Source organism: Microbacterium sp. 22296 (genome assembly GCF_052045385.1).
In the GTDB taxonomy this organism is placed as follows: domain Bacteria; phylum Actinomycetota; class Actinomycetes; order Actinomycetales; family Microbacteriaceae; genus Microbacterium.
This window is the reverse complement of record NZ_JBQEOS010000001.1, coordinates 440000-455991: the sequence shown is the minus strand read 5'-3', so window position 1 is coordinate 455991 and position 15992 is coordinate 440000. Positions and strand designations below refer to the sequence as shown.

The 15992-nt window shown below is 70.6% G+C and carries 14 protein-coding genes and 1 tRNA gene; 2 read left to right on the top strand and 13 right to left on the bottom strand.

The features are described from left to right. Positions 1-73: 73 nt before the first annotated feature. On the bottom strand, positions 74-1084 hold the full coding sequence (gene glsA / locus ACTJJP_RS02210) for a glutaminase A (protein ID WP_440773411.1): 1011 nt from the start codon (positions 1082-1084) through the stop codon (positions 74-76). Between the two features lie 116 nt (positions 1085-1200). Here glsA and ACTJJP_RS02205 point away from each other — a divergent pair, with 116 nt between their 5' ends. Beyond that, complete coding sequence (locus ACTJJP_RS02205; RefSeq protein WP_440773410.1) at positions 1201-2802, top strand: protein kinase domain-containing protein; 1602 nt, start codon at positions 1201-1203, stop codon at positions 2800-2802. 54 nt (positions 2803-2856) lie between these two features. On the opposite strand, the gene ACTJJP_RS02200 is transcribed toward ACTJJP_RS02205, so the two are convergent. The 8 genes from ACTJJP_RS02200 to recO all read right to left on the bottom strand — a co-directional run bounded on the left by ACTJJP_RS02200 (position 2857) and on the right by recO (position 10711). Next, positions 2857-2932, bottom strand: a tRNA-Asn gene (locus ACTJJP_RS02200). A gap of 62 nt (positions 2933-2994) precedes the next feature. Next, a complete protein-coding gene (locus ACTJJP_RS02195) occupies positions 2995-3768 on the bottom strand; it encodes an ATP-binding cassette domain-containing protein (RefSeq protein ID WP_440773409.1) in 774 nt (257 codons plus the stop codon). Positions 3769-4010: 242 nt separating this feature from the next. Continuing rightward, complete coding sequence (gene dnaG, locus ACTJJP_RS02190; protein ID WP_440773408.1) at positions 4011-5852, bottom strand: DNA primase; 1842 nt, start codon at positions 5850-5852, stop codon at positions 4011-4013. After that, the gene (locus tag ACTJJP_RS02185) at positions 5852-7195 is read right to left on the bottom strand and encodes a deoxyguanosinetriphosphate triphosphohydrolase (protein WP_440773407.1); all 1344 of its coding nucleotides are present in this window, start codon (positions 7193-7195) and stop codon (positions 5852-5854) included. The genes dnaG and ACTJJP_RS02185 overlap by 1 nt, the downstream gene beginning before the upstream one ends. A gap of 7 nt (positions 7196-7202) precedes the next feature. Further along, entirely contained in the window at positions 7203-8369 is a 1167-nt protein-coding gene (dusB, locus tag ACTJJP_RS02180) for a tRNA dihydrouridine synthase DusB (RefSeq protein WP_440773406.1), read from the bottom strand. 80 nt (positions 8370-8449) lie between these two features. Further along, positions 8450-9133, bottom strand: coding sequence for a DsbA family oxidoreductase (locus tag ACTJJP_RS02175; protein ID WP_440773405.1), 684 nt, complete (start codon positions 9131-9133; stop codon positions 8450-8452). 49 nt (positions 9134-9182) lie between these two features. Then, complete coding sequence (locus tag ACTJJP_RS02170; protein ID WP_440773404.1) at positions 9183-9986, bottom strand: isoprenyl transferase; 804 nt, start codon at positions 9984-9986, stop codon at positions 9183-9185. Further along, a complete protein-coding gene (recO, locus tag ACTJJP_RS02165) occupies positions 9983-10711 on the bottom strand; it encodes a DNA repair protein RecO (protein ID WP_440773403.1) in 729 nt (242 codons plus the stop codon). The genes ACTJJP_RS02170 and recO overlap by 4 nt, the downstream gene beginning before the upstream one ends. 83 nt (positions 10712-10794) lie before the next feature. On the opposite strand from recO, the gene ACTJJP_RS02160 reads away from it, so the two are divergent. After that, the gene (locus ACTJJP_RS02160; protein WP_440773402.1) at positions 10795-11493 is read left to right on the top strand and encodes a trimeric intracellular cation channel family protein; all 699 of its coding nucleotides are present in this window, start codon (positions 10795-10797) and stop codon (positions 11491-11493) included. A gap of 107 nt (positions 11494-11600) precedes the next feature. Here the strand turns inward: ACTJJP_RS02160 and ACTJJP_RS02155 are convergent, their stop codons facing one another. The 4 genes from ACTJJP_RS02155 to ACTJJP_RS02140 form a co-directional block, all read right to left on the bottom strand. Next, entirely contained in the window at positions 11601-12383 is a 783-nt protein-coding gene (locus ACTJJP_RS02155; protein WP_440773401.1) for an MOSC domain-containing protein, read from the bottom strand. Between the two features lie 152 nt (positions 12384-12535). Further along, entirely contained in the window at positions 12536-14296 is a 1761-nt protein-coding gene (gene leuA / locus ACTJJP_RS02150; RefSeq protein ID WP_440773400.1) for a 2-isopropylmalate synthase, read from the bottom strand. 150 nt (positions 14297-14446) lie between these two features. After that, positions 14447-15034, bottom strand: coding sequence for a GNAT family N-acetyltransferase (locus tag ACTJJP_RS02145; protein WP_440773399.1), 588 nt, complete (start codon positions 15032-15034; stop codon positions 14447-14449). Then, positions 15031-15978, bottom strand: coding sequence for a quinone oxidoreductase family protein (locus tag ACTJJP_RS02140; protein ID WP_440773398.1), 948 nt, complete (start codon positions 15976-15978; stop codon positions 15031-15033). Before ACTJJP_RS02140 ends, ACTJJP_RS02145 begins: the two co-directional genes overlap by 4 nt. Positions 15979-15992 lie beyond the last annotated feature (14 nt).

Below are 15992 nucleotides of genomic sequence, written 5' to 3'. Positions count from 1 at the left end.
GCCCACCCTAGGGTGTGCGTCGCCGGGCGCAGAGCGCCATGCGGGCGAAGGTCGGCGGTGTCTCCGACGCTCGTCAGCGCGCGACGAAGCTGTGCAGGTGCAGGTCGTCGCTGAGCGCTTCGCTCGCTCGTCGACCGCGGACGCTGGTGCCCTGGGCGTCGAGGGGAGGGCTCACCACCGCCGCGCCGAGGCGCCCGGGCGCGGCGAGCACGATCGCGCCCGACACGCTCGATTTCGCCGGGATGCCGACCGCCCGCATCCACCGCCCCGAGCCGTCGTACACCCCGCACGTCGCCATGACCGACACCACATCGCGGGCCACGTGCTCCGGCACCACGCGTCGGCCCGTGCGCGGATTCACGCCGCCGCACGCGAGCGTGGCGCCCATGACGGCGAGGGTCTCGGCATCCACCAGGGTCGCGCAGGCCCGCGCATAGACGGCGACGGCGTCATCCGCGCTGACCTTCATGGTGCCCTCGGCGCGCATGAGGTGCGCGAGGGCGTGATTGCGGTCGCCGAGCAGGTGCTCGTTGTGCGCGACGTCCTCGTCGACCGCGAGGTCGTGCCCGGCGAACGCGGCGAGGCCCTCGGCGATGCGGGCGTCGCGAGCGGCGGCATCAGAACCGCGCACGAGGGATGCCGTGAGGAGGGCTCCCGCGTTGACCATGGGATTGGGTGGCCGGCCCGTGCCGCTCTCGAGCTTGATCGCATCGAATGATTCGCCCGTCGGTTCGATACCGACACGGTCGAGCGCCTCGCCCTCGGTGTCGACCAGCGCCAAGGCGAACAGGAACGGCTTGACCGCTGACTGGATGCTGAAGACGACGTCGGTGTCCGCCGTCACACGGGCGGCGCCGTCGGGGAGGACGAGCGCGACCGCGAAGAGTTCGGGATCGGCGTCGGCGAGCTGAGGGATGCTGTTGTCCACCTCTCCGCCGCGTTCATCGATCAGGCGAGCGCGGAGGGCATCGAGGTCGTACCGGTGCGGGTCGGGGATCACATGACCACCCTCGCAGTGATCGACCGTCTTACCGACCGGGTTGCCGAGGAACCATTCGTGCGGAGGAGCTCTCGAGCGCGTCATTATGCGCGCTGGCCCCGACGACCGCCAGCCCTCGGCGGAACCGCTCCCGCGCGCCTAACGTGCGTTCAGACGGCGACCCCGCGCCGCTCCCGCAGCAGCCCTCCGCGAAGGATCCGATGAGTCACGCCCCCGATCTCTCGATGCCTCATACGGGCGACATCCTCGGTGGGCGCTACATCCTCCGCGAGCGCATCGGCGCCGGCGGGATGGGAAGGGTCTTCCGCGCGCGAGACGAGGTGCTCGCCCGTGATGTCGCGATCAAGATCTTCCACGCGGACGGTACGGCCGAACCCGAACCGCTGCGTCGGATGTCGGAGGCGCGGGCGCTCGCCGCCCTCGACCACCCCTCTCTCGTCACCCTCTACGACGCCCGGCTCATCGGCGAGGATCACGTCTACCTCGTCATGGAGTTGGTGACCGGGCCCTCGCTGCAGCGCCGGATCGAACAGGGGGCGATCCCCGCGGTCGAACTCGCCGGCATCCTGGGCGATCTCGCCGCAGCTCTCGCCGTCGTCCACGACGCGGGTATCGTGCACCGCGATGTCAAGCCGTCGAACGTCCTTCTGCGACCACTGCACGGGGCGGCACGAGAGTCGGAGGCCGTTCTCGCCGATTTCGGCGTCGCCCACCTCCTGGACGCGACCCGGTTGACCACCCCCGGCACCGTGATCGGCACCGCCGCCTACCTCGCGCCGGAGCAGGTGCGGGGCGAGACGCCACAGTCCGCGTCCGACATCTACGCGCTGGGCCTGCTGGCCATCGAGGCGCTCACACGGCTGCATCCGTTCGGGACCGGTTCGCTGCAAGAGACCCTGCTCGCGCGCCTGGCCCGCCAACCCGAGGTGCCGGGCTCTCTGAGCCCGCGGTGGCGTGCGCTCCTGGAAGCGATGACGGCGGCCGACGCGAACATGCGTCCCACCGCCGCGGGGGTGGCCGCCCGCGCGTCGGAGCTCGCCGCAGAGGAGCACGGCGTCGTTCCGGATGCCGCGGCCCCACCGGCGGCATGGATGCTTCCGACCACCCTGATCACCGCGCCGACGGCGATGCCCCACGACGCGCTTTCGCCGTCGACCTCCGGCGGGGACATGAGCGGCGTCGCCGCGTCCGAGCCGGGCGGCGCCGCAATCGTCCCCGCACGTCCGGGAGGCGGGGGCCCCAGGGATGCCGCGACCTCGCGCCGCGATACCCGCCGTCGGTCGTGGCGCCGGGGATGGGCATGGGCGACCGCCAGCGTCTGCGCCGCGGTCATCGTGGGCGGACACCTGGCGGCCTTCTCACTCGGCGCCGCCGGGGGCGCGACCTCGGACCGTACCCCGGTACCGGAGGCGACTCCCGGGCCCGCGGCCACGTCGGCGACGGGGAACACCAGGGACACGCCGCTCGACACCGCGGCACCGGTCTCGCAGACCACCCCCGACGATGCGGCCGTGACGGAGCCGACCGAGGAGCCGGTCACGCCCGTGGAGTCGCCGGTGACCGTCGAGCAGACCACCCTCGTGTCGGATGACGCGCGGGCGGGCGGGGAGACTGCGCCGGCGATCCCCGCGGGGACGGTGCCCGGTGCGGTCGCGGGCGGTGGCCCGGTCCCCGGCGGGGCGGCGGATGGATCGGCGACCGGAGCGGGTCGCGGCGGCCCGGAGGGGACCGGGCGACCGGACTCCCCCGGGAAGTCGGGGGACAGCAAGGGGCGCGGCGAGAAGGGCCCGGGCAAGAAGTAGCCGGCGCCGGCGCAGAATGACGAAGGCCCGCCTCGGATGAGGCGGGCCTTTCGTTGGCTCCCCGGCTTGGACTCGAACCAAGAACCTATCGGTTAACAGCCGATTGCTCTGCCAATTGAGCTACCGAGGATCATGCCCGCCTTGCGGTGGGCAACCCCACGATACTAACAGCACGCGGGGGCGGCGAGAAAATCAGGGCGACGAAAGACGTCGCTCGGGCGTGCCGTCGGGAGTCCACTGCACAGCGTCCCCGCCGCGGCCCAGGCCGACGGCGTGACCGGCGTGGAGCACGAGCACGTCGGCATCCAGTTCGCGAGGCGCGTCGGCGTCGTTCGTCACGATGAGGGATGCCATGTCGCGCTCGTCGCGGCGGCGCGTGATCGCCGTGCGGGCGGCGGAGCGCACCTCGAGGTCGAGGTTGGCGTACAGGTCGTCGGCGACGAACAGGCGCGGCTCGAGCACGAGCGCGCGAGCGAGGGCGACCCGCTGTCGCATGCCCGCGCTGAGCTCGTAGGGATACTTCGGGGCGGTCCCCAGTGGCAATTCCATCTCGTCGAGCAGGGTCGCCACGCGCACCGCAAGAGCCCGTCTGTTGACGCGGCGGTCTCGGCTGGTGATCGGCTCCGAGATGACGTCGTGCACGGTCAGGCGCGACGGGAGGGACGCTCCCGCCCCCTGCGGCAGGTAGCCGGTGTGGAACACCCATTCGCGACGAGCCCGCCCCGGGTGCCGCGCCGAGATCCCGTGCACGCGCGCATCGCCGCCGACGACGCCGAGCCCGTCGTCGGGATGGCCGGCGAGGAGCGAGACGAGCGAGGTCTTGCCCGCTCCCGTGGCTCCGCGCACGACGAGGGTCCGTCCCGGCAGCAGCGTGAACGTGATCCCGTCGATGACGCGCACACCGCTGCGGGCCAGGGAGAGGTCATCCGTGCGGAGGACGACGTCGGTGTCGAGGGTCCGGGGCATTCCTTCATCCTCGCCCACCGGCGGGAGGGATGCCAACGGCGCGCCCGGGCGCGTCGACCCGGCGGCCTCGCGGGCGCGCCCCCTCCTTCGCCGCCGCCAGACCCCGGTCAGCCTCCAGATCGCGCGCATTCGCCGAGACCGCACGAGATGAATGCCCGAGGTGTGCGGTCTCGGCAAGCCGTGCGGACTCGAGGCCGCCCTTCCGCGGGCGGGGCGTGCGCAGTACACGCCCGGGCTCGGCGCTACGACGCGATCAGGCGTTGCCGGTCGGCATCCAATTCGCGCAGCCTCAGTCGGAGACGTCGCCCCTCTTCGGAGTCGGCCGGGACGCGCTGGATGCCGCGGAGCAGGTCGTCCTTCTCCCGCTCCAGCTGACGCACGAGCAGACCTCGCGCGAGATCGTTCGCCGAGGCCACCGCCCCCTCCTCGGTGCGCGCGGGGAACTCCGCGGTCAACAGCTCGGCGGCGAGCGACCGGAACGGCTCCCGCACCGCCTCGACGGCCGCGACCGCCCACCCGGGCTGCGAGAGGTCGGTGGATGCCAGCGAACTGCGCACGGCCTCCAGGGCGGGGTGGCCGAACGGCAGCTGCAGCGCGCGGAGGAACACGTCGGGCTCGATGCGGTGCCCGTACTGCAGGAACGCCATCATCGCCCCCCGCTCGAGAGCGACGTCGCGCGTGTTCGGCAACGACGCCATCGTGACGGACACCGCGATGGGCGCGGGCTCGGCGACCCGGGCGTTCTCGCGTTGCTCGGCACGGTCGGCACCCCGCGCGGCCCGCTCGACGGCGGCCTGGACCTCGGGCATGTCGAGGCCGAGGCGGCGGGCGAGCACCCGGACGTAACCGGGACGAAGGGAGGGGTCGCGGATGTCGGCGACGATGGGGGCGGCCGCCCGCAGAGCTCCCGCACGCCCCTCCACGCTGGCGAGGTCGAAGTCTGCGAGGCGTTGATCGATGACGAACTCGAACATCGGGTTCTTGTTCTCCATGAGTGCGCGCACGGCGCCGTCCCCCCGCTGCAGGCGGAGATCGCAGGGGTCGAGTCCCCCCGGCGCTACGGCGACGTACGTCTGCGCGGCGAAACGCTTCTCGTCGGCGAAGGCGCGCAGCGCCGCCTTCTGTCCCGCGGCGTCGGGGTCGAAGGTGAAGACGACCTCGCCCGACGAACTGTCGTCGCCCATGACGCGCCGGAGAACCGTGATGTGGTCGCTGCCGAAAGCGGTTCCGCACGAGGCGATCGCCGTGGTGACCCCCGCGAGATGGCAGGCCATGACGTCGGTGTACCCCTCGACCACGACCACCCGGTGCGATCGCGAGATGTCGCGCTTGGCCAGATCGAGGCCGTAGAGCACCTGCGACTTCTTGTAGATCATCGTCTCGGGGGTGTTCAGGTACTTCGGGCCCTGGTCGTCGTCGTACAGCTTGCGGGCGCCGAAGCCGATCACCTGGCCCGTCACGTCGCGGATGGGCCAGACCAGCCGCCCGCGGAAGCGGTCGTAGACTCCCCCGCGCTGATTGGTCGACACCAGCCCGGCCTTCTCGAGCTCGTCGCGGGAGAACTTCTGGGCCGTCAGGTGGTCGAAGAGGTTCGACCATCCCTTCGGGGCGTACCCGACGCCGAAGTGGGCGGCCGCTCCCGCATCGAACCCGCGGTCGCCGAGGAAACGTCGACCGATCTCGGCCTCGGGGGTCATGAGCTGGGCGCGGAAGTACTCCGCCGCGGCCGCGTTCGCCGCGTACAGCCGTGAGCGTCCGGTGGTCTCGGGGGCCGCTCCCCCGTCTTCGTAATTCAGGGTGTACCCCACCCGCGCGGCCATGCGTTCCACCGCCTCCGTGAACGACACGTGGTCCAACGCGCGCAGAAACGAGTAGACATCCCCCGACTCGCCGCACCCGAAGCAGTGGTAGTACCCGACCTGGGGCCGCACGTTGAAGCTCGGCGACCGCTCGTCGTGGAAGGGACAGAGGCCCTTCATCGATCCGACGCCCGCGGGCTTGAGGGCGACGCGTTCGCCGATCACGTCGGCGATGTTGACCCGCGCCTTCACCTCATCGACGTCGGCCTGGCGGATGCGGGCCATCAGGCATCCGCCCCCCGTGCGGAGCGGGCACCGCCGACGATCGTCGGCTCGCGTCGCCCGGGTGCCCACACGCCGAGCTCTGCGGCATCCACCTCGCCGACGAGTCGGCCGTGCCACGCGATCGCGAGCTGGTCCGTCAGGCTCGCCACCTGGTCGACCACCACGCGGCGGCGGGCGGTGTCGTCGGCGGCGGCGGCGAAGTCGGGTGCGTGCAGCGCATCGAGCGCACCGGGGTTCTCCCACATCGCGGATGCCAGGCGCTTGAGCACGTTGCGCTGCTCGCGGTACAGCACCTTGCGACCGTCGATCGAGACGACCGTGGCGCCGATGATGCCCTTGAGCACCGCCATCTCGACCTCGACTTCGGCGGGGACGATGACGTGCGCGCGGTAGCGCGTGAGCTCGTCGGCGGGATACGCCTCGCGCGTGGCGGCCGTGGCGGCTCGGGCGAAACGGCCGATGAGATCGGACGTCAGGTTCTTCAGCCGCGCCAACGCCGGTCTCGTGCCGTCGAACGACGGGATCCACTCCGGCATGGCCATGAGGCGTTCGAGCCCCGCGTCGAGGTCGTCGCGGACGAAGTCGTAGCCCACCCACCGCTGGATCGCGTCGAGCAGACCCTCGCGCCCGACGCGGGATGCCAGGCGGGCCGGGTCGACGTAGCGGTTGACGACCGCGTCCTCGAAGTCGTGCACCGAGTAGGCGATGTCGTCGGAGAGGTCCATGACCTCGGCCTCGATGCAGCGCTGGCGAGCGGGGGCTCCGCCTCGCATCCAGTGAAAGACGGGCTCGTCGTCGGGGTAGACGCCGAACTTCAAGCGCCCGCCGGGGTCGGGCACGGGCTCGTCGGCGGTCCACGGGTATTTGCACGTGGCGTCGAGGCTCGACCGGGTGAGGTTGAGACCGAACGGCTCACCGTCGGCGCCGAAGACCTTGGGCTCGAGCCGGGTGAGGATGCGCAGCGTCTGCGCGTTGCCCTCGAACCCCCCGATGTCCTTCGCCCACTCGTTGAGCGCGCGTTCCCCGTTGTGCCCGAAGGGCGGGTGGCCGAGATCGTGGCTCAGGCACGCCGTATCGACGACGTCGGGTGACAGTTGCAGCGCGGTTGCGAGCTCTCGACCTACCTGAGCCACCTCGAGCGAGTGCGTGAGGCGATTGCGGGCGAAGTCGGCGGGGCTCGCGGGGCTGAGCACCTGGGTCTTGGCGGCGAGTCGGCGAAGGGCCGCGGAGTGCAGCACGCGGGCACGGTCGCGAGCGAAGTCGTCACGTTGGGAGCGGTGCTTCTCGACGTGGAAGCGGGCAGCGTCCGCATCGTCGTACCCGAGGGGGCGGGTGGCTGTCACCGCGACCTCAGCCACCGCTGTGGTCCAGCTCGGCGTCGGCCAGGGCGCGCCCGGCGTCGTCGCCGATCTCGCGCGAGGCGAGCCAGCCGTCGGGGAGCGCCGGACGCTTGGGCGTGCCGGCACGACCGCGCTGACCCTCGGCGGCCGCGCCCGGATAGGGAGCATCCAGCTCCATGGTGGCGAGCAGGTCGTCGAACTCGTCGAGGGTCGATGCGGTCGCGAGACTCGCCCGCAGCTCGCCGCCGACGGGATACCCCTTGAAGTACCAGGCGACGTGCTTGCGGATGTCACGGCATCCGCGGCCCTCGTCGTCGAAGAACTCGACCAGCAGCTCTGCGTGGCGCCGGAAGGCCCGGGCGACGAACCCGAGGGTGGCGTCGACGGGCTCGCCGTGGGCGGCGCCGGGACCCCCGAGAGCGCGGGCCAGATCGCCGAACAACCACGGGCGGCCGAGGCAGCCGCGACCGACGACGACGCCGTCGCAGCCGGTCTCGTCCATCATGCGGACGGCGTCGTCGGCCGACCAGATGTCGCCGTTGCCAAGCACCGGCACGCTCGTCACGGTCTCTTTGAGCTTGGTGATGGCCGACCAGTCGGCGTGACCGGAGTAGAACTCGCTCGCCGTCCGCGCGTGCAGCGCGATGGATGCCACCCCGGCACCCTCGGCGATGCGGCCGGCCTCGAGGTAGGTGAGGTGATCGGCGTCGATGCCCTTGCGCATCTTGATCGTCAACGGTGTGCTGCCCGCGGCACGCACGGCCCGCTCGACGATCTCACGGAACAGCGAGGTCTTCCACGGCAGTGCGGCACCGCCGCCCCGGCGGGTGACCTTCGGCACGGGACAACCGAAGTTGAGGTCGATGTGGTCGGCGTGGTCTTCGTCGACGATGAGGCGCACGGCCGCTTCGACGGTGGCCGGGTCGACGCCGTACAGCTGGATGGAGCGCGGCGTCTCGGACTCGTGGTGACGGATGAGCCGCATCGTGGTGTCGTTGCGCTCCACGAGGGCACGCGTCGTGATCATCTCGCTCACGTACAGGCCGGCGCCGTACTCGCGGCACAACCGGCGGAACGCGGTGTTCGTGATGCCGGCCATGGGCGCCAGCACGACGGGAGCGTCGAGCTCGATGTTGCCGATGCGGAGTGTCCGCGTCGGAGCCGTTGCCGTGGTCATCGTTTCATTCTCCCAGACGTCGTGAGACAGCGGTGCCCGCGCCGGTCGAACCGGCCTCGGGCACCGCTGTGGAGGAGCGATCAGGCGTCGGCGGGCACCGATGCCTCGCGGCGCTCGCCCCACACCTGCCGGGCGATCTGCGTGAACGCCTCGACGGGCTGCGCACCGCTCACACCGTATTTTCCGTCGATGACGAAGAACGGAACTCCCGTGATGCCGAACTGCTGCGCCTGAGCCTGGTCGGCCCGTACCGCCGCACGGTAGCGCTGCGACGCGAGCGCTTCGCGCGCGGCATCCTCGTCGAGCCCCGCCTCGACGGCGAGCTGCACGAGGTCGTCATCGCGACCGACATGCCTGCCCTCGAGGAAGTACGCCGACATGAGGATCTCGGCGAGTTCGAGCTGGCGCCCGTTCTCCTTCGCGAAGTGCAGCAGCTCGTGAGCCTTGACGGTGTTGGTGTGCTTCAGCAGATCGAAGCGGTAGGTGAGCCCCGCATCGGCGGCGACGCCGGTGACCCTGTCGAGCATCTCGCGCGCAGACTCGGGCGAGATTCCCTTGTGCTGCGAGAGGTAGTCGACCTCTCCCCCGTCGAAGTCCTCGGGGGTGTCGGGTGAGAGTTCGAACGAGTGGTACTCGATCTCGACGACCGGGGCGTCGTCGTCGGCGGCCGTGGCGGCCAAGCCGTTCTCGAGATTCCGCTTGCCGATGTAGCACCAGGGGCAGGCGATGTCACTCCACACGTCGATCTTGATGGCATCCGTCATGTCGCGTGCAACCCCGTTCTCGATCGATCTATTCCGCGAGCGGCATCCGTCACGCCGTCGGCGCGTCGACCGCCCCGCCGAAGCGGCGGTCGCGCGACTGGTAGTGCCCGATCGCGTCCCACAGGTGGGTCCGGCGGAAGTCGGGCCACAGCGTGTCGAGGAACACCATCTCGGCGTACGCCGACTCCCACAGCAGGAAGTTGGAGGTGCGCTGCTCGCCGCTCGAGCGGACGAACAGGTCCACGTCGGGCATGTCGGGCTGGTAGAGGTTCTTGCGGATGAGCTTCTCGGTCACGGCCGAAGGCTTGAGCTTTCCGGCGGCGATGTCGTCGCCGATGCGGCGCACCGCATCCACGATCTCGACGCGCCCGCCGTAATTGACGCACATCGTCAGGGTCAGGGTGGAGTTGCCCTCGGTCAGCCGCTCGGCGTGCTGAAGCTCTTTGATGACCGAGCCCCAGAGACGGGGTTTACGGCCCGACCAGCGGATGCGGACGCCCCATTCGTTCAACTGGTCGCGACGGCGGTGCAGCACCTCGCGATTGAAACCCATGAGGAAGCGCACCTCGTCGGGCGAGCGCGACCAGTTCTCGGTCGAGAAGGCGTAGACCGACAGGTGCTTCACCCCGGCCTGGATCGCCCCGGCGACGACGTCGAGGAGAGCCGCCTCCCCCGCCCGGTGACCCTCGACGCGCGTGAGCCCCTGCCGGTTGGCCCACCTCCCGTTGCCGTCCATCACGATCGCGACGTGCTCGGGCACGGCCCCCTTGGGGTAGGCAGGGGGGTACTCCCCCGTCCAGTCGAGCGGGCGGTACGGCACGGCGTCGCGGTGCGTGAACGGCTTCGGTGTCATCGATACGACTCCAGGTGCGGGAGGGAGCGGATGCCGCGCTCCAGGTGGAACTGCGCGTAGGCGGCGACGAGACCCGAGGCCGCCGCCGTCGTGCGACCGGGGGCGGCGTCGATGGTCTCCCACTCCCCCGCCATCAGCGCACGGAGCATGTCGACCGTGTCGCGCGCGACGCGCGGCGAGCCCGCCGGGGCGCAGGTCGAGCAGGTCACGCCGCCGAGCTGCGGCAGGAAGTAATCGTGGTCTCCGACCGTCCCGCAACGGGCGCACTCGGTCAGCCCCGGCGCCCAGCCCGACAGGGCCATCGCGCGCAGCAGATACGAGTCGAGGACGCTCCGCTCGGGGTGCTCGCCCCGGGCGAGGGAGCGGAGCCCGCCGACCAGCAGCAGGTACTGCTGGGGGGTCGCCTCCGCCTCGTTGAGGCGGTCGGCGGTCTCGACCATGGCGCTGGCGGTGGTGTAGACGTCGTAGTTCGCCACAATGTCGGCGCCGTACGAACCGAGCGACTCCGCCTGCTGCACGATGTCGAGGTTGCGTCCCTTGGACAGCTGCACGTCGGCGACCATGAACGGCTCGAGCCGCGAGCCGAACTTCGAGGAGGTGCGGCGCACGCCCTTGGCGACCGCCCGGATCTTGCCGTTGCGGCGGCTGAGCAGGGTGAGGATGCGGTCCGCCTCCCCGAGCTTGTGGGTACGCAGGACCACGACCTCGTCGCGGTAGGTGGGCACAGTCCATTATCGTGCCGCGCGCCCGTGAGGAGCCTGCGCGGCGCGCCCCGCGAACCGGCTCCCCGGGCGGAAGAATGGATGCCGTGGACACGCCGACCTTCGTCATCCCCCTGTGGGCGGATCTCACCGCCGTCGCCCTCGGCGGCGTGCAGGGCGCGCTGTTCGCCTCCGGGTTCCAGGGGCAGCGGCGCCTCGACCTGCTGGGCGTGGCGATCATCGGCATCCTGCTGGGGATGGGCGGCGGTCTCATCCGCGACCTGCTCCTCGGGTTGACGCCCGCCACCCTGCAGAGCAACTGGTATCTCATCACCGCCACCCTCGCCTCGATCGTGGGGATGCTGCTGTCGGGCATCTTCCAGCGTCTCAACCGCGCGATCGTCCTTCTCGATGCGGTCGTGATCGGCCTCTTCGGCGCGTTCGGCACCTCCAAGGCCCTCGCCCTCGGGATGCCGGAGGTCCCCGCGATCTTCGTCGGGGTGCTCGCGGCAGCCGGTGGCAGCGTGCTGCGCGACGTGCTGATGGGTCTTCCCGTCGCGATCATGCACGTCGGCTCGCTCTACGCCGTCGCGGCCGGCGGTGGGTGCGCGGTGCTCGCGACGACGGCCGCCTTCGGCGTGCCCCTGCCGATCGCGGCCGTCATCGGCGTCGCTGTCACCACCGTCATCCGCGTGCTGGCCGTGCTGTTCGACCTGTCGCTGCCGGAGCAGCGCAAGCTTTACCGCCGCAAGGTCGCTGTCGAGACCACCGGCATCCCGATCATCCGCACCGACTTTGAGGGCTGAGGCCGCGTTCTCGCCCGTTCGATTGCCCGACGTTGCCGTTTCAGCCCTCCGAGACGACGATCTGCGGCAAACCGAGCGCCGGGATCCCCTAAGCGACGCGCAGGGGCTCAGTCGAGGAGGGTGATCTCGTCGCCGACGCGGATCGTTCCGCCGCCGTCGGTGGGCAGCAGGAGGATGCCGAGGGTGGGCTCGTCCTGACCGAACTCGGTCGTCAGCACGCGGAGGAGCCGCGCGTCGCGCACGCCGGTGTCGGGGTTGGCGGTGATCGCGGCGCACCGCTCGATGGGCTTCTGCACGTCGAACACCACCTCACCGATGCGCACGCGGCCCTGCCACGTGAGTTCCGCCCACGGCGCAGTGCCCGAGACGACGATGTTGGAGCGGAAGCGGCGGTCGTCCACGGGCGCGGGCACCGTGGCATCCAGGTCGTCGACCGAGGCGGAGCCGTGCAGCGAGACGAAGCCGCGCGGCCGGTCCTGGAAGCGGGCGGTGACCCCGTCGCCGATCAGTCCCAGGGGCAGGATGCCCTCGGCGTCGAGCAGCTTCGCGTCGCTCGTGGTGCGAAGAAAGGCCGTGACCGTCTCGCTGAGCCGCGCACGACCCTCGTCGCTGAGGTCGGCGGTGACGTCGAGATCGTCGACCCGGAGCCGCAGGGTGTGCGCCGTGTCGTCGAAACTCAGGCGCACGCGCGCCAGGGTCGGGAAGGTCATGAGCGCGAGCCCGCGACTCTTCGGGAAGGTGGCGTCCTCCGGCTCGAGGGCGTCGGCGAAGCGGAACACCAGAGCGCGATCCCCCCGCACGCGGCCGTCGTCCTGAATGACGAGGGTGTCCCGCTTCTCGGGTGTGAAGCCCTTGACGGGGTAGCGGTAGAGGGCGTCGACGCGGATCACGCTCTCATCCTGGCATCCCCTCGTTCGGGCGAGGATGCGGCGCCGACGACCCGGAGGCACGGAGATCGCCCGATGGATGTCGTTGCGGCGTCGTCACCCGCACGCCGAAGCGCCGCCATCCGGGCGGGGATGACGGCGCTTCGAGAGTCGGATCAGACGCCGGCCAGGGCGCCCGAGGCCTGACGCGTGCGGATCGCGCGGTTGACGCCCGAGACGATCGCCTTGAGCGAGGCCGTCGAGATGTCGCCGTCGACGCCGACGCCCCACAGCCGCTGGTCGTCGACCTGCAGCTCGACGTACGCCGCCGCCTGCGCGTCGCCCCCGGAGCTGAGGGCGTGCTCGACGTAGTCGTAGAGGGTCACATCGAACCCCTGCGCGCGGACGATCTCGAGGAACGCCGCCACGGGACCGTTGCCGACCGCCGACGCGGGGTGCACGGTGTCGCCGTCGCGCAGGGACACGTCGAGGTGCACGTCGCCCGACATGTCGCTCGACGAGCGCGTCGACAGCAGCTCGAACCGCCCCCACCGCTGATCGTCGTTCTTCGACGGCAGGTACTCGTCGGTGAAGATGTCCCAGATCTGCGCGCTCGACACTTCGCCACCCTCGGCATCGGTGCGGGCCTGCACGACACCCGAGAATTCGATCTGCAGCTTTCGGGGCAGATCGATCGCGTGATCGGCCTTCAGCAGGTAGGCGACGCCGCCCTTACCCGACTGCGAGTTGACGCGGATGACGGCCTCGTACGAGCGGCCCAGATCCTTGGGGTCGATGGGCAGGTAGGGAACCGCCCACTCGATGTCGTCGATGCTCCTGCCTTCGGAGGCCGCGCGGGCCTCCATGGCCTCGAAGCCCTTCTTGATGGCATCCTGATGCGATCCGCTGAACGCGGTGAAGACCAGATCGCCGGCCCACGGGCTGCGCTCGGGCACGGGCAGCTGGTTGCAGTACTCGACCGTGCGCTTGACCTGGTCGATGTCGCTGAAATCGATCTGCGGGTCGATGCCCTGCGTCAGCAGGTTGACGCCCAGGGCGACCAGGTCGACGTTGCCGGTGCGCTCGCCGTTGCCGAAGAGGCATCCCTCGATGCGATCCGCCCCGGCCATGTAGCCCAGCTCGGCCGCGGCGATGGCCGTGCCGCGGTCGTTGTGCGGGTGGAGCGACAGGATGACGTTCTCGCGGTGGTTCAGATGGCGCGACATCCACTCGATCGAGTCGGCGTAGACGTTGGGCGTCGCCATCTCGACGGTGGCGGGCAGGTTCAGGATCACCTTGCGCTCGGGCGTCGGCTGGAAGACCTCGAGCACCTCGTTGCAGATGCGCAGCGCGAACTCCAGCTCGGTGCCCGTGTAGCTCTCGGGCGAGTACTCGTAGAAGACCTCGGTCTCGGGGATCGTCGCCTCGTACGTCTTGCACAGGCGCGCGCCCTCGAGGGCGATGTCGACGATTCCCTGCTGGTCGGTGCGGAACACCACTTCGCGCTGCAGCACGCTCGTGGAGTTGTACAGGTGCACGATGGCCTGCTTCGCGCCGGCGATCGCCTCGTACGTGCGGGCGATGAGGTGCTCGCGCGCCTGCGTCAGCACCTGGATCGTCACGTCGTCGGGGATGAGACCGTCGTCGATGAGCTGACGGACGAAATCGAAGTCGGTCTGGCTGGCGCTCGGGAAGCCGACCTCGATCTCCTTGTAGCCCATCTTCACGAGCAGCTCGAACATCACGCGCTTGCGCTCGGGGCTCATCGGATCGATGAGGGCCTGGTTCCCGTCGCGCAGGTCGACGGCACACCAGCGGGGAGCGGACTCGATGCGCTTCGACGGCCACGTACGATCGGGCAGTTCGACCCGGATCTGCTCGTGGAACGGACGGTACTTGTGCACCGGAGCGGACGTGGGCTTCTGGGTGTTCTTCATGATGTGTCGCTTCTTTAGATTCGTTCGGTGGGGCCGACGACGATCTCCGCGACGAGGATGGCCCTTAGATCGAGGACTCGTCGCGGCAGCTAAGAAGAAGGAGGCCACCGAAGCGCATCCTGCGATCGTAGCAGTGCCGTCGTGCGGGTTTCACGACGCCGGCGTCCATTCCCGTGAGAGCAGGGCGAACCGCAGCTCGTCGCTCCACCGCCCCTTGAACCACTCGTTCTCGACGAAGTGCGCCTCCCGGCGCATGCCCAGGCGTTCGGCCAAAGCCACCGAACGGACGTTCTCAGGGTCGATCCGAGCCGTCAGGCGGCGCAACCCGTACACCCGGAAGGCGGTGTCGACGAGGGCACGGACAGCCTCGGTCGCGAGTCCTCGGCCGGATGCCGCGGGACTCACGACCCACCCGATCTCGGCAGACCCCGCCTGCGGGTCGAGGTGGAAGAGGACGAGGTCGCCGACCACCGGCCCGTCGCTCACCCGCTCGATCACGAGGATGACGCCGCCGCGCTCGCCCTCAGGGTTCGTGTTTCCGATCAAGTGACCGATGCGGCCGCGGATGTCCTCGGGCGACTGCGGATCGAACGGCAGGAAGCGGCACACCTCGGCATCGCCGCGGTAGGCGGCCATGGCGTCGAGGTCGGTCTCGACGAACGGGCGCAGACGCAGGCGTTCCGTCCGCACGTCGAGCGTCTCGGGCGCCGGAGGGAGCACGAACGGCGACGCGCTCACGGCAGCAGCGCCACCTTGCCGCCCGGGTGACCGGTCATGACGAAGCGCACGGCCTCGATCGCCTCGGCGAGGGGGTAGGTGCGGGCGACGGGCACCTCGAGAACACCGGATGCCGCCAGCTCGAGCACGCGGGACCGAGCGATGTCGCGGAAGCGGGCGCTCTCCGGCCGCGCTCCGGCGATCCACAGGAAGCCGTCGTTCTTCGCGCGGTCGGGGCTGACGATGGTGACGATGCGGTCGCGCTCGGCGACGAGATCGAGAGAGACGTCGATCGCCTCGTCGGTGCCCGCGGCGTCCCACGCCGCGACGATCCGTGCGCCGCCTGCCGCTTCTTCGACGCGCTCGCGAAGCCCCTCCCCATACGCCACCGCGATACCGCCGTATCGTCGCACACGCTCCGCGGAGTCCACGGCATCCCGACCCACCGTTCCGATGACGCGCACGCCGAGCTCACGGGCCTGCTGGAGGAGGCTGATCCCGACGGCGCCGGAGGCCGCGTGCAGCAGCACGGTCTCACCCTCGACGACCCGGGTGACCTGGATCATCTCGGCGGCGGTGGTCCCCGCCAGCAGCAGATTCGCGGCCTCGGGGTGAGAGAGCGGCGCGGGCTTGGCGAACACGTCGCGCGCAGGCACGATGAGCTCGGTGGCGTACGCGCCCTGCACGCGGAACGCGACGACCTCGTCGCCCACAGCCAGGGGGCCCGATCCGCCGACGGCGTCGGGGCCGACCGCGGTCACCTCGCCCGACAACTCGTAGCCGATCGCCACCGGGAACGCGGCCCCGGGACGCGCGGTGGCGACGTGCTTGGCATCCGCGGGGTTGATGCCCGCCGCACGGATGCGCACCGTGACCTCGCCGGGACCCGGGGCGGGGATGCCGACCTCGTCGAAGCTCCACGTCTCGATCGGGCCCGGAGCGGGGGCCGTCCACCTCATCGCCATGGTCACGCCTTTCG